The following is an 18,779-nucleotide window of genomic DNA, read 5'->3' on the forward strand; positions in this document are numbered from 1 at the left end:
GCTTAGTGAGTGGGCGCGAAGAAGCTGTCGACTTCAGCGAGGAAGGCGCGCTTCTGTTCCGGGTCGAGGAAGGCCGCCTCGAAGCTGTTGCGCGCAAGCTGGCGGGCATGCGTTTCGTCCAGCGGCAGGGCCTCGAAAGCGGCGATGAAATTGTCGTTCATGTAGCCGCCAAAATATGCCGGGTCGTCCGAATTGACGGTGGCGGCCAGCCCCTTGTCGAGCAGGACGCGCAGGTTGTGCGACCCCATCACGTCGAAGACGCGCAGCTTGATGTTCGACAGCGGGCAGACGGTCAGCGCCATCCGTTCCTGCACCAGGCGCTCGACCAGGGCCGGGCTCTCGAGGCAGCGCACGCCGTGGTCGATGCGCTCGACCTTCAGCACGTCGAGCGCGCTCTCGATGTAGGCGGGCGGCCCCTCCTCGCCCGCATGGGCCACCAGGCGCAGGCCGAGCTGGCGCGCGCGCTCGAACACGCGCGCGAATTTTTCGGGCGGATGGCCGACCTCGGACGAGTCGAGGCCGACGCCGATGAACTTGTCGCGATGGGGCAGCGACTCCTCCAGCGTGACCAGCGCTTCTTCCTCGGACAGGTGGCGCAGGAAGCACATGATCAGCTTGGCGCTGATCGGCCCCTCCTGGCAGGCGCGCCAGATGCCGTTGATGACGGTCTCGAAGGGCACGCCGCGCGCGGTATGGGTTTGCGGATCGAAGAAGATCTCGGCGTGGCGCACATTGTCGGCGGCGGCGCGCGCGAGGTAGGCGGCCGTCATGTCGTAGAAGTCCTGCTCGGTCAGCAGCACACTGGCGCCCGCGTAATAAATGTCGAGGAAGGATTGCAAATCGCTGAAAGCGTAGGCCTCACGCAACGTTTCGACCGATGGATAGGCCAGAGAGACGCCGTTCCTTTGCGCCAACGCAAAGATTAGCTCCGGCTCGAGCGAGCCCTCGATATGGATATGCAATTCCGCTTTCGGCATGTGTTCGATGGTGTGGCGCAGCTGCTCGTTGAGCATGGTGTTCTCCGTCTGGGCGGTTTGGCAGGGATAGGCGAGCAAGTGTACCGCATGACCATCCTGCCCTGTTTTCATTGGACAGACCGCGAAAAAAACGGGCAATTTTGCGTGCGCCACCGGCTCGCCGGATCATGCACTATGACTACGAAGGTTTCGACAACCCGGCAGTAAATCCGCTGGGATATGGTTCTGCAGAATGTTCGGAACGCGGTTTTTGTATGGCCGTCGGCAGCATCCCTGAAAATGTGTTTTGATAGCAGAATCAGACACTTACTGATGACCTTGCAACACTCGCGTTACTGCTTTGACTTCGGGAACCAATAGGCACATAATAAATTTCAGAAACACAAGAAGACCCTCCAGCCAAATGGGAATCCGGCCACGAACCGGACAGAACAAATGCCCTAGCCGACGCGATTTGCGGCGCTACCAGGGCTACCCGTCAAAAATGGGACTGACGCCAAGAAAAATTCGGGCTTGGGCAGTCGGCTGCGTCCGGCTGTCGTGACAGTGATCGTTGTTTGCACACTAAAGGACATGCACATGACCATTTTTGACAACTACGCAGCCCGCTACGAGCGTACCCGTGAAGAAGAATATTCCCTGTCCGAATACCTTGCCCTGTGCAAGAAGGACCCGCTGACCTATGCCAGCGCGCCGGAACGGATGCTCGCGGCGATCGGCGAACCCAAGCTCGTCGATACCCGGCTCGACCCGCGCATGTCGCGCATCTTCGCCAACAAGGTCATCAAGATTTACCCCGCCTTCCGCGAGTTCTACGGCATGGAAGAAGTGATCGAGCAAGTGGTCTCGTACTTCCGCCACGCGGCCCAGGGCCTGGAAGAACGCAAGCAGATCCTCTACCTGCTCGGGCCCGTCGGCGGCGGCAAGTCGTCGATCGCGGAAAAGCTCAAGCACCTGATGGAACAGGTCCCCTTCTATGCGATCAAGGGCTCGCCCGTGAACGAGTCGCCGCTGGGCCTGTTCAACGAAGAAGAAGACGGCGTCATCCTCGAAGAGGACTACGGCATTCCGCGGCGCTACCTGCGCTCGATCCCGAGTCCGTGGGCCGTCAAGCGCCTGCACGAGTTCGGCGGCGACATCAACAAATTCCGCGTCGTCAAACGCTATCCGTCGATCCTGAAGCAGGTCGCCATCTCGAAGACCGAACCGGGCGACGAAAACAACCAGGACATCTCGTCCCTGGTCGGCAAGGTCGACATCCGCAAGCTCGAGGATTATTCGCAGGACGATCCGGACGCCTACAGCTATTCGGGCGGCCTGTGCCTGGCGAACCAGGGCCTGATGGAATTCGTCGAGATGTTCAAGGCGCCGATCAAGGTGCTGCACCCGCTGCTCACCGCGACCCAGGAAGGCAATTACAAGGGCACCGAGGGTTTCGGCGCGATTCCCTTCGAAGGCATCATCCTGGCGCACTCGAACGAATCGGAGTGGAAGAGCTTCCGGAATAACCGCAACAACGAAGCTTTCCTCGACCGCATCTATATCGTGAAGGTGCCCTACTGCCTGCGCATCTCCGACGAAATCAAGATCTACGACAAGCTGATTCGCAATTCCTCGCTGGAGAAGGCTCCCTGCGCGCCCGGCACCCTGCGCATGATGGCGCAGTTCGCGATCCTGTCGCGCCTGAAGGATCCGGAAAACTCGAGCATCTATTCGAAGATGCTGGTCTACGATGGCGAGAACCTGAAGGACACCGATCCGAAAGCGAAATCGCTGCACGAATACGTCGATTACGCCGGCGTGGACGAAGGCATGAACGGCCTGTCGACGCGCTTCGCCTTCAAGATCCTCTCAAAGGTCTTCAACTTCGACAACACCGAAGTGGCGGCCAATCCGGTGCACCTGCTGTACGTGCTGGAGCAGCAGATCGAGCGCGAGCAGTTCCCGCCCGAACTCGAGCAGCGCTACCACTCGTATATCAAAGAGCACCTGGCGCAGCGCTATGTCGATTTCATCGGCAAGGAAATCCAGACGGCCTACCTGGAAAGCTATTCCGAATACGGCCAGAACATTTTCGACCGCTACGTGACCTTTGCCGACTTCTGGATCCAGGACCAGGAATTCCGCGATCCGGACACCGGCGAGAGTTTCGACCGCGAGTCGCTCAATGCCGAGCTGGAAAAGATCGAGAAGCCGGCCGGGATTTCGAACCCGAAGGATTTCCGCAACGAGATCGTCAACTTCGGCCTGCGTGCCCGCGCCACCAATGGGGGCAAGAATCCGGCCTGGACCAGCTACGAGAAGTTCCGCACCGTCATCGAGAAGAAAATGTTCTCGAACACCGAGGAACTTCTGCCGGTCATTTCGTTCAATGCCAAGGCGAGCGCCGAGGATGCGACCAAGCATGCCGACTTTGTCGCGCGCATGGTGGAAAAGGGTTACACCGCCAAGCAGGTGCGGCTCCTGTGCGAATGGTACCTGCGTGTAAGGAAGTCGTCGTAAGGCAGGTGGTAGGCGGCGGGTGGTCGACAACGCGCACACGCCGGGAGGGAAGCAGCGTGAATCGTCGCCTCCGGGCGGCGCCGTACAAGCTTCCTTTTTAGTTCCGCGCATTTTTGACCACCCTGCCAGTCGTGCGCACCCCGCGTATGCACGCTGCGTATTAAGATAGGGGGACCGGAGCAGTCGCCGGTCCGCCGCGGGTTTTACAGGAGGCATGTTTTGACTTACCTCATCGACCGACGCTTGCAGGGCAAGAACAAGTCCGCCGTCAACCGCGAACGCTTCCTGCGCCGCTACAAGGCGCAGATCAAGGACGCGGTCGGCCGCGCGATCAAGGGCCGCTCGATTACCGACGTCGAGAACGGCGAAAAAGTCTCGATCCCTGTCAAAGACGTCAGCGAGCCGCATTTCGGCCATGCCCACGGCGGCGTGTGGGAGACCATCAACCCCGGCAATACCGAATACCAGAAAGGCGACCAGTTCAACCGTCCGCGCAGCGGCGGCGGCGGGTCCGGGCGCGGGCGCGCCGGCAACAGCGACCAGACCACCGAAGACGATTTCATTTTCGAGCTGTCGCGCGAAGAATTCATGAATTATTTCTTCGAGGACCTCGAGCTGCCGAACATGATCAAGACCCAGCTGTCGCAGACGGTCGACTTCAAGACCCAGCGCGCCGGCTACAACGTCTCGGGCACGCCCTCGAACATCCACGTGCTGCGCTCGCTGCGTGGCGCGCTCGGGCGGCGTATTGCCGTCGGTGGCCCCAGCCGCAGGAAGCTGCAGGACGCTCAGCAGGAACTGCAGGACCTCTACGATGCGGAAGTGCCGGAAGACGATCCGCGCGTCGTCGAACTGCGCAAACTGGTGCACCACCTGCATACCCGCATCAACGCCATTCCCTTCATCGACCCGTTCGACCTGCGCTACAGCAACCGCATCAAGGTGCCCAAGCCGAGTACCCAGGCCGTGATGTTCTGCATCATGGACGTGTCCGGCTCGATGGACGAAACGCGCAAGGATACGGCGAAACGCTTCTTCATCCTGCTGTACCTCTTCCTCAAGCGCGTCTACGAGCGCATCGACGTCGTCTTCATCCGCCACCACACGGCCGCGGCCGAAGTCGACGAGGACGAATTCTTCCATTCGCGCGAATCGGGCGGCACCGTGGTGTCTTCGGCCCTGCACCTGCTGCAGAAAGTCATCGGCGAGCGTTATTCGAACGCGGACTGGAATGCCTACGTCGCCCAGGCATCGGACGGCGACAACTGGGACAACGATTCGGTGCTGTGCAAGCAGCTGCTCAACAACGGCATCATGCCGAAGGTCCAGTACTACACCTATGTCGAGATCACCGACGGCCCGCCGCAAAACCTGTGGGAGCAGTACACCGAGGTGGCGGCCCACCACAGCAATTTCGCGATGCAGAAAATCGTGACGCCGGCCGACATTTATCCGGTCTTCCGCGAGCTGTTTAAAAAGCAGCCCAAGTAAGTCCGACAGACTCCGAGGCGCATATGCCAGATGATCATACCAATCCGCGCGCTTTGCCAGAACAGTCGGAGTGGACCTTCGACCTGATCGAGCAGGCGCACGAGGAAATCCGCCGCGTGGCCAGGAAATTCGGCCTCGACACCTACCCCAACCAGCTCGAAATCATCACCGCCGAGCAGATGATGGACGCCTATACCTCGGTCGGCATGCCGGTGTCCTATAACCACTGGTCTTTCGGCAAGCACTTCCTGTCGACCGAAAAGAGCTACAAGCGCGGCCAGATGGGCCTGGCCTACGAAATCGTCATCAATTCCAATCCCTGCATCGCCTACCTGATGGAGGAAAACAGCCTGACGATGCAGGCGCTCGTGATCGCCCACGCGGCCTACGGCCACAATTCCTTCTTCAAGGGGAATTACCTGTTCCGCACCTGGACCGATGCCGAGGCGATCGTCGACTACATGGTGTTTGCCAAGAACTATATTGCCGAGTGCGAGCAGCGCTACGGCATCGACGCCGTCGAGGACCTGCTCGACTCCTGCCATGCGATCCAGAATTACGGGGTCGACCGCTACAAGCGCCCGGCCAAGCTGTCGGTGGCGCAGGAGGCGGCGCGCCAGAAGGAACGCGAGGAATACGCCCAGTCCCAGGTGAACGCCTTGTGGCGCACGGTGCCGCGGCGCGAGGAGGAAGAGCGCGACACGCCGCCGCCGCGCTTCCCGCTCGAGCCCGAGGAAAACCTGCTGTACTTCATCGAGAAGTACGCGCCCCTGCTCGAACCCTGGCAGCGCGAACTGGTGCGCATCACGCGCAAGATCTCCCAGTACTTCTATCCGCAACGCCAGACCCAGGTGATGAACGAAGGCTGGGCCACCTTCTGGCACTACACGATTTTGCAGGAACTATATAAAGAGGGAATCGTCGGCGACGGCTTCATGCTCGAATTCCTGCAAAGCCATACCAACGTCGTGTACCAGCCGCCGGCGACCAGTCCCTATTACAGCGGCATCAATCCGTACGCGCTCGGCTTTGCGATGATGAGCGACATACGCCGCATTTGCGAAGAACCCACCGACGAAGACCGCGCCTGGTTCCCCGACATCGCCGGCAGCGACTGGGTCAAGACCCTCGATTTTGCGATGCGCAACTTCAAGGACGAGAGCTTCATCGCCCAGTATCTGTCGCCAAAACTGATCCGCGACTTCCACTTCTTCGCCGTGCTCGACGACGACCGCAGCGACAAGCTGACGATCTCGGCCATCCACGACGAAGCGGGCTACCGCTACGTGCGCCAGCAGCTCGCCGAGCAGTACAACATCGGCAACCGCGAGCCGAACATCCAGGTCTGGCAGGTCAACACCCGCGACGACCGCGCGCTGACGCTGCGCCATACCCAGTTCCAGCGCCGTCCCCTCAATTCCCAGGCCCACGAAGTGCTCAAGCACGTGGCCCGGCTGTGGGGCTTCGACGTCCGGCTCGAAACGGTGGACAGCGCCGGCCATGTGGTCAGCTTCCTCGACTGCCGGCGCGAGAAGCGCCACCACCGCTAACAACTACTCACGGGCATGAGCAAACGTCAACCATGCCCGTGAGCACCCCTCCCTGCTGAGCCATATCAAGTCTTTGTGTTGACATCACTTCCAGGCATACCTCCCGCCCCGCGCTCCCTCCGCTTGTGTTAGCTGCCGAACGCTCATCTTTACGGAAACTGGCTATAGTTTGCAAAAAGCCGGGCATTGCACTATATGATATTTGCCATGCGGCAAATTAGGCATGTAATATTCGGCCAAACCAGCAATCTGTCCTCATCTTCTACAGTGCGTAAGTAACAAGCGGAAATGTTGTAATTTTAGTTAGCGTTGTGCTGCGCTTTTTTGCACAACGGGAGTGCGCGCGGATGAGCAACAAGCCCTGTTTTTACAGGCATTTACGCCCGTTTCGCGGCCTCAAAAATACCTGTGCAAAAAAGAATTCGTAGGTATAATTCGCCGATGTCCCGGATGCGGCCTTGTCTTTTCGTCGTGTTTTGTGGGTTTAGTAGCAACAAAAAGAGTTGGTATTGGAGAAAGCAGGCATGAATTTTTCACATGAGAAGGAACCGGGGAAGAATCTCACTGGTATCACCATTGTGGTCCTGTTGCACCTCTTGGTCGGCTGGGGGATCATCAATGGTCTCGGTACGAAAGTGATCACGAAGGTGCAGGAAGCAGTGGAAACGAAGTTGATCGAGGAGGTGAAGCCACCGCCACCACCGGAGACCCCTCCACCGCCGCCACCGCCGGAAATGAAGGCCCCGCCGCCTCCGTTCATCCCGCCAGTCGAGGTGCAGGTACAGCAACCGCCGCCGCCGCAGAACGTGATCCAGGCCGCTACCAGCACGCCGCCACCGACGACGAGCCTGGCACCGCCGGCACCGCCGGCACCGCCGGCACCGCCGACCGCTGCCCCGGCAGGTCCGACCCGCACCGCGGCCGTGGCAGACTTCAGCACCTGCGCAAAACCGGAGTACCCGAAGTCCTCGCAGCGTAACGAAGAAGAAGGCGTAAGCACCATTTCGTTCCTGATCGGTGTCGATGGCCGCATGGTCGATTCGAAGATTGCAAAATCGAGTGGATCGCGTGACCTGGACCGCGCAGCACAGTCTGCCATTGGCAAATGCCGCTTCAAACCGGCGATGAACAATGGCCAGCCTGAACAGGCATGGGTACAAGTACAGTACGTCTGGTCGCTGGACCAATAACCGAGACAGGTAACCGTCTCACAACAGATTTTCGTTGTCTTTAGATCAGCGAACTGTCTATTTTTATATTTTTGGAGGAAGCATGTTTAAGAATACCCGTTTGTCCGCTGTACTGGCGGCAGTCCTGTTCTCGGTTACGGCAGCATCGGCCCTGGTCTCGGCACCAGCCTTCGCTGACGCACCGGCAGCAACCGCTCCGGCCGCCGGCGCACCGGCAGACGCAGCAGCAGCTCCAGCCGCTGACGCAGCCGCTGCAGCTCCAGCAGCCGAAGGCGCAGCCGCTCCGGCAGCTGCTGCTGAGCAGACCGAAGAAGTCCACAACCCATACGGCTTCGAAGCAATGTGGGAAGAAGGCGACTTCGTCAACAAGGGCACCATCATCATCCTGTCCCTGATGTCGATGGGCTCGTGGTACATCATCATCACCAAGCTGATCGACCAGGCCAAGATCATGCGCCAGTCGAAGGAAACCCAGGCTAAGTTCTGGAAAGCCAACTCGATCGCTGCCGGCTCGGCAACGCTGAAGGAAGGTTCGCCATTCCGCTTCATCGCTGAAACCGGCACCAAGGCAACCCAGCACCACGACGGCGCCCTGCTCGAGCAGATCGACCTGTCGACCTGGGTGACCATGCAGATCCAGCGCTCGGTCGACAAGGTCCAGTCGCGCCTGCAAGATGGCCTGTCGTTCCTGGCAACCGTTGGTTCGACCTCGCCGTTCATCGGTCTGTTCGGTACCGTCTGGGGCATCTACAACGCACTGACCGCCATCGGCATGTCGGGTAACGCGTCGATCGACAAAGTGGCAGGCCCAGTGGGTGAAGCACTGATCATGACCGCCTTCGGTCTGTTCGTTGCAGTTCCTGCGGTCCTGGGTTACAACTGGCTGGTTCGCCGCAACAAGGCTGCGATGGAAGACATCCGTTCGTTCAGCGCCGACGTGCACTCGGTCCTGATCTCGGGCGCGATGAACACCTCGGAAGCTGCCCGTGCTGCTGCTGGCGCTAAAAAGATTGGATAAATCATGTCAATGAGTGTCGGCTCCGAAAGCGGAGATGATGATGCCGTGATGTCAGAGATCAACACGACGCCGCTCGTCGACATCATGTTGGTTCTTCTGATCATCTTCTTGATCACCAGCCCGGTGGTCCTGCAGTTGCAAAAGGTGAATCTGCCGGCGGAAACGAACCAGGTTACCAAGCCTTCGCCGGAAGACATCAACATCACCGTCAACAAAGACGGCGAAATGTTCTGGAACCAGCGACGCATCGCGAACACGGACGAGCTGTTCAAGTTCTTCGCGGAGCAGTCGGTGAAAGTGCCGCAACCTGCAGTGAAAGTGCGTGGCGACCAGACCACCCGTTACGAGTCGATCGGTCGGGTGATCTACACGGCACAACGTGCTGGCGTGCAGAAGGTCGGTTTCATTATCGAACCACCTGACAAGGGCTAATCAGTCCTCAGCGCGGCGCCTGGATGCAAGTCCGGCGCCGCGATTGCACCCCAGTCATTTGAAAGGAAACACCATGGGTATGAACGTAGGTTCGGCCAAGTCCGCTGAACCGGAACCGATGATGGAAATGAACATGACGCCCCTGATCGACGTTCTGTTGGTCTTGATCATCATGTTGATTATCACGATTCCGAAGCAAGACCACTCGGTCAATCTGAACATGCCGGTCGGTACCCCACCACCGAAAACCGAAGAGCCGCGCGTCCACACGGTCGACGTCGACTTCGACGGTACCATCCTCTGGGATGGCATGGCGGTTCCGGATCGTGCGACGCTGGAAGCCAAGATGAATGAAGTGGCTGCCCAGCCAAACCAGCCGGAAGTGCACCTGCGTCCGAACAAGCTGGTCGAGTACAAGGTGGTTGCCGGTGTCATGGCAACTGCACAGCGTCTCGGCGTCACGAAGATTGGCATGGTCGGTAACGAGCAGTTCCAGTAATCGCATCAGGTTTGACCAACACGGCAGGGATTCCCTGCCGTGTCCATTTTCAAAGAGGATTTTCCACGATGATCAAATTCCGACTCGCACACCTCGGCCTCGCAATGGCCGCCCTCGGCTTCACCGCAGCAGCCCCGATCGTTGGCCTGGCCCCAGTCCACGCGCAAACCGTGAGCGCCCAGGTCGGCAAGCCGCTGCAGGCAGCCCAGGCATTGATGAAACAGGGCAAGCACAAGGACGCCCTGGCAAAACTGCGCGAAGCGGACAACGTCTCCGGCAAGTCGGCACACGAGAGCTACCTGATCGAGCGCGTGCGCGCCGCTGCAGCTTCGTCCGCCGGTGACTACGCCACCGCCGCCAAGGCATTCGAAACCCTGATCGCCTCCGGCAAGCTGTCGGCCAGCGAGCGCAGCCAGTTCTCGGAAGGCCTGATCGGCATCTACATGCGCGCCGGCGACCTGAACAAGGCGAACGAAGCCATCCAGCGCCAGCTGAAGAACGGCGACGATCCGAAACTGCGCGCCTACCTGCTGCAGAACTATTACAAGCAGGGCAATACCGCCGCCCTGGAAGCCGAACTGCGCACGGCTGAGAAGTCGGGCCGCATGTCCGAAGACATGCTCGGCATGCTGGCGAACATCCAGCTCAAGAAGAACGACAAGGCAGGCTACGTCAACACCATCGAAAAGCTGGCGGCGAACTACCCGAAAGCCCAGTACTGGAACGACCTGCTGAACCGCGTGCAGGGCAAGCCCGGCTTCTCGGGCCGCCTGTCTGTCGACGTCTACCGCCTGAAGCTGGCCAACGGCCTGATGAAGAAGCCGAGCGAGTACATGGAAATGGCCCAGCTCGTGATGCAGGCGAAGGCCCCGGCCGAAGCGCTGAAGGTCATCGACAAGGGCTACAAGGCCGGCGCCCTGGGCACCGGTCCCGACGCCGAGCGTCACGGCCGCCTGAAGGCCTTGGCCGAGAAGAACCTGGCCGAGCAGAACAAGGGCATCGCCGCCCTGGAAGCCGAGTACACGGCTGCCAAGGACAACGATGGCCTGGTCGCCCTGGGCTACAGCATGGTGCAGTCGGGCCAGGCTGACCGCGGCCTGAAGCTGATGGAATCGGCGATCAAGGCCGGCGGCCTGCGCTATCCGGACGAAGCCAAGCTGCGCCTGGGCGAAGCCTACGCCGCAGCCGGCAAGAAGTCGCAAGCGATCAGCACCCTGAAGGGCGTCAGCGGCAAGGAAGGCACCGCCGAACTGGCACGCTACTGGATCATGGCGATCAACAAGCCACTGGCCTGATTCGTCGCTGAGCGGTAGATCGAAACGCCACCTGTTCGCAGGTGGCGTTTTTTTTGGGCGGTCACATTGCCCAGCTCCGGTATCGCAAAGGACGCCAGACCAGTAGGGTGGACGGCTTTACCCTGGGGCATGCCGACCTGCTGCGTTGGCGCCGTCCACGCGTTCAACTCGCATGTGCACATCGTGTCGCCGCTATGCACACGGTGGTTGAACGCGTGGACGGCGCACGGGCAGCGTGGCGCGCAGCGTCCTGGGTATAGCCGTCCACCCTACGACCCGTTTCGGTCGCCCGACGGGCCGCCCCTCTCTCTCCGCATTGCAACAAGCCTTTACCGTATAATCAGGGTTTCGCCCCGAGGCACCGTCGACCACGCGCTGCGTGGCTTGACCCGCCGGGCATTCTGGAACCAACAATGAAGGTATTTCGCGGACTTCCCAACGACGCGGCGCGCGCTCCCTGCGCGCTTACGATCGGCAACTTCGACGGTGTCCATCGCGGCCACCAGGCGTTGCTGGCGCGCGTGCGGGCGGCGGCCGGCCAACTCGGCCTGGAAGCCGCGGTGATGACCTTCGAACCGCATCCGCGCGAATACTTTGCCCAGCGCAGCGGCGACCTGAGCCGCGCTCCGGCGCGCATCGCCAACCTGCGCGACAAACTGGGCGACCTGGGCGAGGCCGGCATCGACCGTGTCATCGTCGAGCACTTCAACGAACACTTCGCCTCCATCACCCCGCAAGACTTCATCGAGCGCGTGCTGGTCGACGGCCTGCACGTCAAATGGCTGATGGTGGGCGACGATTTCTGCTTCGGCGCCAAGCGTGCCGGCAACGTCGCCATGCTGGAGGAAGCGGGCAAGCGCTACGGCTTCCAGGTCGAAACGCTGCCCACGGTGCGCGAAGGCGACCAGCGCATTTCGTCCTCGGCCGTGCGCGCCACGCTGGCGGCCGGCGACCTGCAGGGCACCGGCGCCCTGCTCGGCCACCCGTATGCGATCTCGGGCCACGTGATCCACGGCCAGAAGCTCGGCCGCACGCTGGGCTTCCCGACCCTGAACCTGCGGGTCATGCACCGCCCCGCCCTGCAAGGCATCTTCGTGGTGCAGGTGCACGGTCTGGCCGACACACCGCTGCCGGCCGTCGCCAGCCTGGGCGTGCGTCCGACCGTGGAAGACGCCGGCCGCATGCTGCTCGAAGTGCACGTGTTCGATTACGACCGGCCCTGCTACGGCAAGCTGGTGCGCGTCGAGTTCCTGGAAAAGCTGCGCGACGAAGAGAAATACGTCGACCTCGATACCCTCACCGCCGCGATCGACCGCGACGCCGTCCAGGCACGCGCCTGGTTCGCGCAGCGCGACCGGGTGGCGACCGCCACGCGCGCCGGCGCCCTCACCGCCACCGACCGAATTTGACGCAGGACCGCACGTCCTGCGCGGCTGCCAGCTTTCCGGGCAGCCTCCCGAATATCCCACTCGATAAACACTTATGTCCGAAAACAGCAAACCTGTCCAGAATGCGCCGGCCCCGAAGGGCGGCAAGAAGCCTGAGAGCAAGTACCCGGTCAACATGACCGACACCCCCTTCCCGATGCGCGGCGACCTCGCCAAGCGCGAACCGGGCTGGGTCAAGCAATGGCAGGACAAGAAAGTCTACGAGCGCATCCGCAAGGCTGCCGCCGGCCGCCCGAAGTTCATCCTGCACGACGGTCCTCCGTACGCCAACGGCGACATCCACCTCGGCCACGCCGTCAACAAGATCCTGAAGGACATGGTCGTCAAGTCGCGCACCATGGCCGGTTTCGACGCACCTTATGTGCCGGGCTGGGATTGCCATGGCATGCCGATCGAGATCCAGATCGAAAAACTCTACGGCAAGAACCTGCCGACGGCCGAGGTCCTGCAAAAGGCACGCGCCTACGCACTCGAGCAGATCGACCGCCAGCGCGCCGGCTTCATCCGCCTGGGCGTGCTCGGCGAATGGGACAACCCCTACATGACGATGGCCTACGGTAACGAGGCCGACGAACTGCGTGCGCTCGGCAAGCTGCTCGACAAAGGCTACGTGTACCGCGGCCTCAAGCCAGTCAACTGGTGCTTCGACTGCGGTTCGGCCCTGGCCGAAGCGGAAGTCGAATACCAGGACAAGCGCGACCCGGCGATCGACGTCGGCTTCCCGTTCGCGGAGCCGGAAAAGCTGGCGGCCGCCTTCGGCCTGCCGTCGCTGCCGACGACCAACGGCTTCATCGTGATCTGGACCACGACGCCATGGACCATCCCGTCGAACCAGGCGCTGAACGTGCATCCGGAAGTGACCTACGCCCTCGTGCAGAGCGAGCGTAACGGTCAGCCGCTGCTGCTGATCCTGGCCCAGGACCTGGCCGAATCCGTGCTGGCGCGCTACAAGCTCGAAGGCACGACCATCGCCACCACCGTCGGCGCCAAGCTGGAAGGCCTGCGCTTCAAGCACCCGCTGCACGCCGAGGACCCGTTCTACGACCGCACCTCTCCGGTCTACCTGGCCGACTACGTCACCACCGAAAGCGGAACCGGCGTAGTGCACTCGGCCCCGGCCTACGGCCAGGAAGACTTCGTCTCCTGCAAGGCGCACGGCATGAAGGACGACGAGATCCTCAAGCCGGTGATGGGCGACGGCCGCTTCGCCAGCACCCTGCCGCTGTTCGGCGGCATGACGATCTGGGAAGCTTCGAAGCCGATCTGCTCGGCGCTGACCGAAGCGGGCGCACTGTTCGAACTGAAAATGTTCGACCACAGCTACATGCACTGCTGGCGCCACAAGACCCCGATCGTCTACCGCGCGACGAGCCAGTGGTTCGCCGGCATGGACATCACGCCGAAGGACGGCGGCCCGACCCTGCGCGAAACCGCGCTGGCCGGCATCGACAAGACCCAGTTCTTCCCGGACTGGGGCCAGGCGCGCCTGCACGGCATGATCGAAAACCGTCCGGACTGGACCCTGTCGCGCCAGCGCCAGTGGGGCGTGCCGATGGCCTTCTTCATCCACAAGGAAACGGGCGAGCTGCACCCGCGCACCCCGGAGCTGCTGGAGCAGGTCGCCAAGCTGATCGAGCAAGGCGGCATCGACGCCTGGCAGGCGCTCGACCCGCGCACGCTGCTGGGCGACGACGCCGACACCTATGAAAAGAACCGCGACACGCTCGACGTCTGGTTCGATTCCGGCGCCACCCACCAGACCGTGCTGCGCGGCTCGCACGCCCAGCAGTCGCAGTTCCCGGCCGACCTGTATCTCGAAGGTTCGGACCAGCACCGCGGCTGGTTCCATTCCTCGCTGCTGACTTCGTCGATGCTGAACGGCGTGCCGCCTTATAAAGCGCTGCTGACCCACGGCTTCACGGTGGACGAGAACGGCAAGAAGATGTCGAAGTCGCTAGGGAATACCATGGCGCCGCAAAAGATCTCCGACACGCTCGGCGCCGACATCCTGCGCCTGTGGGTGGCCTCGACCGACTACACGGGCGAGCTGTCGATCGGCGAAGAGATCCTCAAACGCGTCACCGAATCCTATCGCCGCATCCGCAACACGCTGCGCTTCCTGCTGGCGAACACCTCGGACTTCGATCCGGCCAAGCACGCCGTGCCGGTTGCCGAACTGTTCGAGATCGACCGCTATGCGATCGCGGCGATGGCCGAGCTGCAGAAGGATATCGCGGCCCACTTCGAGCGCTACGAATTCCACCCGGTCGTCTCGCGCCTGCAGAACTACTGCTCGGAAGACCTGGGCGGCTTCTACCTCGACATCCTGAAGGACCGCCTGTACACCTGCGGCGTCGATTCGCCGGCACGCCGCTCGGCGCAGACCGCGCTGTGGCACATCGCCCATTCGCTGCTGCGCGTGATGGCGCCGGTGCTCTCCTTCACCGCCGAGGAAGCCTGGGCCGTGTTCGCGGGCCAGCAAGCGTATTCGGAGTCGGACGAGACCATCTTCACGCAGACCCTGTGGACCTTCCCGGAACTGCCCGATGCGCAAGCGCTGCTGTCCAAGTACACGGCGCTGCGCGAAGTGCGTGCGGATGTGACCAAGCAGCTCGAAGAGGTGCGTGCCTCGGGCGCCATCGGCTCCTCGCTGCAGGCCGAGCTGACGATCAAGGCGGCCGGCACCAAGCACGATCTGCTGGCCAGCCTGGACGACGACCTGAAGTTCGTCTTCATCACCTCGCAGGCCAGCGTCGAGCAGGCCGCCAACGAGGCCGAGGAAGCGGTGCAGGTCACCCCGTCGGACGCGCCGAAGTGCGAGCGCTGCTGGCACTACCGCCGCGACGTGGGCCAGCACCACGAGCACGCCGGCCTGTGCGGCCGCTGCGTGAGCAACCTGTTCGGCAGCGGCGAAGCCCGCCGCTTCGCATAAGCCAGCATCGCTGCATGTAAGCGCATGTGATCCAGCCAGCCGCCATGCCGCACCCGCGGCATGGCGGTTTTCCTTATCTACTATCGACCCCAATGGCAACCAAGAAAAAATCGAGCATCTCCACCGTGAGCAAATCCAGCGCCGGCATCGGTCAGTGGCTGGGCATCGCCTTCATCATCGTGTTGGTCGACCAGCTGACCAAGATCACCGTCGAAAAGCTGTTCACCTATGGCGAAACGCGGCCGGTGACCGAGTTCTTCAACCTGGTGCTGGTGTATAACCCGGGCGCCGCCTTTTCCTTCCTCGGCAACCAGGGCGGCTGGCAGCGCTGGTTCTTCACGGCGATCGCGGTGGTGGCCATCGGCTTCATCCTCTACCTGCTCAAGCGCCATCCGGGCCAGCGCCTGTTCTGCTGGGCGCTCGCGCTGATCCTGGGCGGTGCCATCGGCAACGTGATCGACCGCGTCGCCTACGGCCACGTGATCGACTTCCTCGACTTCTACTGGCGCGGCTGGGGCCACTTCCCGGCCTTTAATATTGCCGACATCGGCATTTCGATCGGAGCCGTCCTGTTCATCTGGGACGAACTGCGCCGCGTGAACAAATCCTGAGTACACCTGGGGGAGGCGAGATGAGCATGGACCTGAAGGGTAAGAAAATCGTCCTCGGCCTGTCCGGCGGCGTCGCCTGCTACAAGGCGGCGGAACTGTGCCGCGCCCTGGTCAAGCAGGGCGCGCGGGTCGACGTGGTGATGACCGATGCGGCGACCCATTTCATCGGCCCGGTGACCATGCAGGCCCTGTCCGGCAACACCGTCTGGCTCGACCAGTGGGACCCGCGCATGCCCAACAACATGGCCCACATCGACCTCACGCGCGGCGCCGACGCGGTGCTGGTGGCGCCCTGCTCGGCCGACTTCATCCGCAAGCTCGCGCACGGCGCCTGCGACGACCTGCTCTCGACCCTGTGCCTGGCGCGCCCGCACGGCGTGCCGCTGCTGGTCGCCCCGGCGATGAACGTCGAGATGTGGCAAAACCCGGCCACCCAGCGCAATGTGGCCACCCTGCGCGAGGATGGCATCGGGATCTTCGGCCCGGCCGCCGGCGAGCAGGCCTGCGGCGAGACGGGCTTCGGACGCATGCTGGAACCCGAGCAGCTGCTCGAGGAACTGATCGCCTCCTTCCAGCACAAGGTCTTGCTCGGGAAGCGCGTGATGATCACGGCCGGCCCGACGTTCGAGGCGATCGACCCGGTGCGCGGCATCACCAACCTGTCGTCGGGGAAGATGGGCTATGCGATCGCCCGTGCGGCGCGCGAAGCCGGCGCCGAAGTGACCCTCGTCTCGGGCCCGACCGCGCTGCCTACCCCGCACGGCGTGCGCCGCATCGACGTGCTGTCGGCCGCCCAGATGCATGACGCCGTCATGGCGGGCGTCGAAGGCCAGCACGTGTTCATCGGCGTCGCGGCGGTGGCCGACTGGCGCGTGGCGAATGCGAGCGACCAGAAGCTGAAAAAACAGGAAGGCGGCGGCGCGCCCCAGCTCGAATTCGTCCAGAACCCGGACATCCTCGCCAGCGTCGCCGGCACCGTCTCGCTCTCGGGCTGGCCCTACTGCGTCGGCTTTGCCGCCGAGTCGGAAAATCTGGTCGAATATGGCGCGGCCAAGCGCGAGCGCAAGGGCGTTCCCTTGCTGGTCGGCAATATCGGCCATCACACCTTCGGGCAGGATACGAACTCCATCGTCCTGTTCGACGAACACGGCCACACCGTGCTGCCGCCGGCCGACAAGCTGACGCTGGCGCGCCAGCTGGTGTCCGAAATCGGCAAGCGCCTGGAACAGCGCTCGCTGCTCACCTGATCCACCAAGCTGATTCACCAAGAAAGACCCATGAAAGTCATTGATTTAAAAATCCTCGACCCGCGCATGAAGGAACTGCTGCCGGCCTACGCCACCTCCGGCAGCGCGGGCCTCGACCTGCGCGCCTGCATCGACGCGCCGCTCACCCTGGAGCCGGGCCAGACCGTGCTGGTGCCGACTGGCCTGGCCATCCACGTGGCCGATCCGGGCTATGCCGCGATGATCCTGCCGCGCAGTGGACTCGGCCATAAGAACGGCATCGTTCTCGGCAATCTGGTAGGCTTGATCGACTCCGATTACCAGGGCCAGCTGATGGTATCGACCTGGAACCGCGGCCACGCCGCCTTCACCCTGCAGCCGCTCGACCGGCTCGCGCAGCTGGTGATCGTGCCGGTGCTGCAGGTGGGCTTTAACATCGTCGAGGAATTCGCTTCGAGCGAACGAGGCATCGGAGGGTTCGGCAGCACCGGAAAACAATAACAGAGGAAGACCATGACCCGTATCGCCCGTCTTCGCCCAGCCGTCCTGGGCGCAGCCATCGCCGTACTCCTGTCCGCCTGCGGTACGCAGGGCCCCATCCGCCAGCCCGGCACCCCGGGCGCCATTCTTGAAACGCCGCAGGGCGTGCAGGTCACGCCCCAGGTCGCCGCGGCGGCCGAGACGCTCGCCACCATGGCCAAGCTGCAGGACCGCCTGTACCGCGTCGCGTCGCCGCTGCTGATCGACAATGCCGAGCTGTGCAAGAAGCAGGCGCGCAGCCTGCTCGGCTTTACGGCGAAGAACCGTTATTCCTACCCGGGCATCTACAACGAAGCGGCGCAGGTGGCCTTCCGCATGGACGAACGGCTGCAGGTGACGAGCGTGCTGGCCGGCAGCGGCGCCGCAAAAGCGGGGCTGCGCCTGGGCGACGACCTGGTGGCCGCAGGCGGCAAGCCGCTGCCGACGGGTCCCGGCGCCACCAGCAAACTGGGCGCCGTGTTCGGCCCTCTGATGGCTGCCTCGCCGACGCTCCCCTTGAGCATCGACCGCGACGGCCGCGCGCGCGACCTGAACATCCCGGTCACGCGCGCCTGCGCCTTCGGCATCGAACTGGGCAACGCGGACAACGTGAACGCCTATGCCGACGGCTCGCGCATCATGGTCACGCGCGGCATGATCGCCGCCACCAACAGCGACACCGAACTGGCCTACGTCATCGCGCGCACGATGGCGCACAACATCCTCGAGCACCCGAAGGCCCAGCGCAACTCGGCCACGCTCGACAGCGTGATCGAGAGCCTGCTGCTGCGCGTCAACCCCGACCTCTCCATGCTCAACGGCAGCGCCGGCATCAAGCCGATGCCGTCCAACCTCGACGCCGCCGCCGACCGCCTCGCGGTCTTCCTGCTGGCGCGTGCCGACTACGACATCGACGGTGTCGCCGGGTTCTGGAAGCGCTTTATCGCCTCCACGCCGGTGAGCGTGGCGAACGGGCACACGGCGAACCACCCGGCAATCGCGGTGCGCCTGACGGCCATCGAGCTGGCGGTGGCGGATGTGAAGGCGAAGCAGGATGGGAAGAAGCCGCTGGTGCCGTAAGCTAAGCTG

At 62.6% G+C, this 18,779-nt stretch carries 15 protein-coding genes; 14 read left to right on the forward strand and 1 reads right to left on the reverse strand.

The window, feature by feature from the left end:
• Positions 1-2 precede the first annotated feature (2 nt).
• Positions 3-1,013 (reverse strand): adenosine deaminase, encoded by a 1,011-nt coding sequence (locus ACWCIA_RS03605; RefSeq protein WP_454161046.1) that lies wholly within the window; start codon positions 1,011-1,013, stop codon positions 3-5.
• 543 nt (positions 1,014-1,556) lie between these two features.
• On the opposite strand from ACWCIA_RS03605, the gene ACWCIA_RS03610 reads away from it, so the two are divergent.
• The 14 genes from ACWCIA_RS03610 to ACWCIA_RS03675 all read left to right on the forward strand — a co-directional run bounded on the left by ACWCIA_RS03610 (position 1,557) and on the right by ACWCIA_RS03675 (position 18,770).
• A complete protein-coding gene (locus ACWCIA_RS03610; protein ID WP_454161047.1) occupies positions 1,557-3,479 on the forward strand; it encodes a PrkA family serine protein kinase in 1,923 nt (640 codons plus the stop codon).
• A gap of 219 nt (positions 3,480-3,698) precedes the next feature.
• Positions 3,699-4,970, forward strand: a complete 1,272-nt coding sequence (locus ACWCIA_RS03615) for a YeaH/YhbH family protein (RefSeq protein WP_454161048.1) — start codon at positions 3,699-3,701, stop codon at positions 4,968-4,970.
• A 23-nt stretch (positions 4,971-4,993) separates the two neighbouring features.
• Positions 4,994-6,520 (forward strand): SpoVR family protein, encoded by a 1,527-nt coding sequence (locus ACWCIA_RS03620; RefSeq protein ID WP_454161050.1) that lies wholly within the window; start codon positions 4,994-4,996, stop codon positions 6,518-6,520.
• A 524-nt stretch (positions 6,521-7,044) separates the two neighbouring features.
• Positions 7,045-7,710 (forward strand): energy transducer TonB, encoded by a 666-nt coding sequence (locus ACWCIA_RS03625; RefSeq protein ID WP_454161052.1) that lies wholly within the window; start codon positions 7,045-7,047, stop codon positions 7,708-7,710.
• Positions 7,711-7,792: 82 nt separating this feature from the next.
• Complete coding sequence (locus tag ACWCIA_RS03630; protein ID WP_454161054.1) at positions 7,793-8,728, forward strand: MotA/TolQ/ExbB proton channel family protein; 936 nt, start codon at positions 7,793-7,795, stop codon at positions 8,726-8,728.
• 3 nt (positions 8,729-8,731) lie between these two features.
• Positions 8,732-9,160 (forward strand): ExbD/TolR family protein, encoded by a 429-nt coding sequence (locus tag ACWCIA_RS03635; protein ID WP_454161056.1) that lies wholly within the window; start codon positions 8,732-8,734, stop codon positions 9,158-9,160.
• Positions 9,161-9,233: 73 nt separating this feature from the next.
• The gene (locus tag ACWCIA_RS03640) at positions 9,234-9,659 is read left to right on the forward strand and encodes an ExbD/TolR family protein (protein ID WP_454161058.1); all 426 of its coding nucleotides are present in this window, start codon (positions 9,234-9,236) and stop codon (positions 9,657-9,659) included.
• A 68-nt stretch (positions 9,660-9,727) separates the two neighbouring features.
• Positions 9,728-10,954: a tetratricopeptide repeat protein gene (locus ACWCIA_RS03645; protein ID WP_454161059.1), complete on the forward strand. Its 1,227-nt coding sequence runs from the start codon at positions 9,728-9,730 to the stop codon at positions 10,952-10,954.
• A gap of 413 nt (positions 10,955-11,367) precedes the next feature.
• Positions 11,368-12,363 (forward strand): bifunctional riboflavin kinase/FAD synthetase, encoded by a 996-nt coding sequence (locus ACWCIA_RS03650; RefSeq protein ID WP_454161061.1) that lies wholly within the window; start codon positions 11,368-11,370, stop codon positions 12,361-12,363.
• 73 nt (positions 12,364-12,436) lie between these two features.
• Positions 12,437-15,334: an isoleucine--tRNA ligase gene (gene ileS / locus ACWCIA_RS03655; RefSeq protein ID WP_454161062.1), complete on the forward strand. Its 2,898-nt coding sequence runs from the start codon at positions 12,437-12,439 to the stop codon at positions 15,332-15,334.
• A 92-nt stretch (positions 15,335-15,426) separates the two neighbouring features.
• Positions 15,427-15,945 carry a signal peptidase II gene (lspA, locus tag ACWCIA_RS03660; protein WP_454161064.1) on the forward strand — a complete coding sequence of 173 codons (519 nt, stop codon included), beginning with the start codon at positions 15,427-15,429 and terminating at the stop codon, positions 15,943-15,945.
• 26 nt (positions 15,946-15,971) lie between these two features.
• Complete coding sequence (coaBC, locus tag ACWCIA_RS03665; protein ID WP_454161066.1) at positions 15,972-17,192, forward strand: bifunctional phosphopantothenoylcysteine decarboxylase/phosphopantothenate--cysteine ligase CoaBC; 1,221 nt, start codon at positions 15,972-15,974, stop codon at positions 17,190-17,192.
• A gap of 30 nt (positions 17,193-17,222) precedes the next feature.
• Positions 17,223-17,672: a dUTP diphosphatase gene (gene dut / locus ACWCIA_RS03670; RefSeq protein ID WP_454161067.1), complete on the forward strand. Its 450-nt coding sequence runs from the start codon at positions 17,223-17,225 to the stop codon at positions 17,670-17,672.
• 12 nt (positions 17,673-17,684) lie between these two features.
• Positions 17,685-18,770 (forward strand): M48 family metalloprotease, encoded by a 1,086-nt coding sequence (locus ACWCIA_RS03675; RefSeq protein ID WP_454161069.1) that lies wholly within the window; start codon positions 17,685-17,687, stop codon positions 18,768-18,770.
• The last annotated feature ends 9 nt before the right edge of the window (positions 18,771-18,779 follow it).

The sequence above is a fragment of the Massilia sp. SYSU DXS3249 genome (genome assembly GCF_053668055.1).

Excerpts from the sequence above, each read along its gene's own strand:
- ACWCIA_RS03625 (WP_454161052.1), top strand. The coding sequence starts at position 7,045 with ATGAATTTTTCACATGAGAAGGAACCGGGGAAGAATCTCACTGGTATC.
- ACWCIA_RS03605 (WP_454161046.1), bottom strand. The coding sequence starts at position 1,013 with ATGCTCAACGAGCAGCTGCGCCACACCATCGAACACATGCCGAAAGCG.
- dut (WP_454161067.1), top strand. The coding sequence starts at position 17,223 with ATGAAAGTCATTGATTTAAAAATCCTCGACCCGCGCATGAAGGAACTG.
- lspA (WP_454161064.1), top strand. The coding sequence starts at position 15,427 with ATGGCAACCAAGAAAAAATCGAGCATCTCCACCGTGAGCAAATCCAGC.
- ACWCIA_RS03645 (WP_454161059.1), top strand. The coding sequence starts at position 9,728 with ATGATCAAATTCCGACTCGCACACCTCGGCCTCGCAATGGCCGCCCTC.
- ACWCIA_RS03635 (WP_454161056.1), top strand. The coding sequence starts at position 8,732 with ATGTCAATGAGTGTCGGCTCCGAAAGCGGAGATGATGATGCCGTGATG.
- coaBC (WP_454161066.1), top strand. The coding sequence starts at position 15,972 with ATGGACCTGAAGGGTAAGAAAATCGTCCTCGGCCTGTCCGGCGGCGTC.
- ACWCIA_RS03620 (WP_454161050.1), top strand. The coding sequence starts at position 4,994 with ATGCCAGATGATCATACCAATCCGCGCGCTTTGCCAGAACAGTCGGAG.
- ACWCIA_RS03630 (WP_454161054.1), top strand. The coding sequence starts at position 7,793 with ATGTTTAAGAATACCCGTTTGTCCGCTGTACTGGCGGCAGTCCTGTTC.
- ACWCIA_RS03675 (WP_454161069.1), top strand. The coding sequence starts at position 17,685 with ATGACCCGTATCGCCCGTCTTCGCCCAGCCGTCCTGGGCGCAGCCATC.
- ACWCIA_RS03650 (WP_454161061.1), top strand. The coding sequence starts at position 11,368 with ATGAAGGTATTTCGCGGACTTCCCAACGACGCGGCGCGCGCTCCCTGC.
- ileS (WP_454161062.1), top strand. The coding sequence starts at position 12,437 with ATGTCCGAAAACAGCAAACCTGTCCAGAATGCGCCGGCCCCGAAGGGC.
- ACWCIA_RS03610 (WP_454161047.1), top strand. The coding sequence starts at position 1,557 with ATGACCATTTTTGACAACTACGCAGCCCGCTACGAGCGTACCCGTGAA.
- ACWCIA_RS03640 (WP_454161058.1), top strand. The coding sequence starts at position 9,234 with ATGGGTATGAACGTAGGTTCGGCCAAGTCCGCTGAACCGGAACCGATG.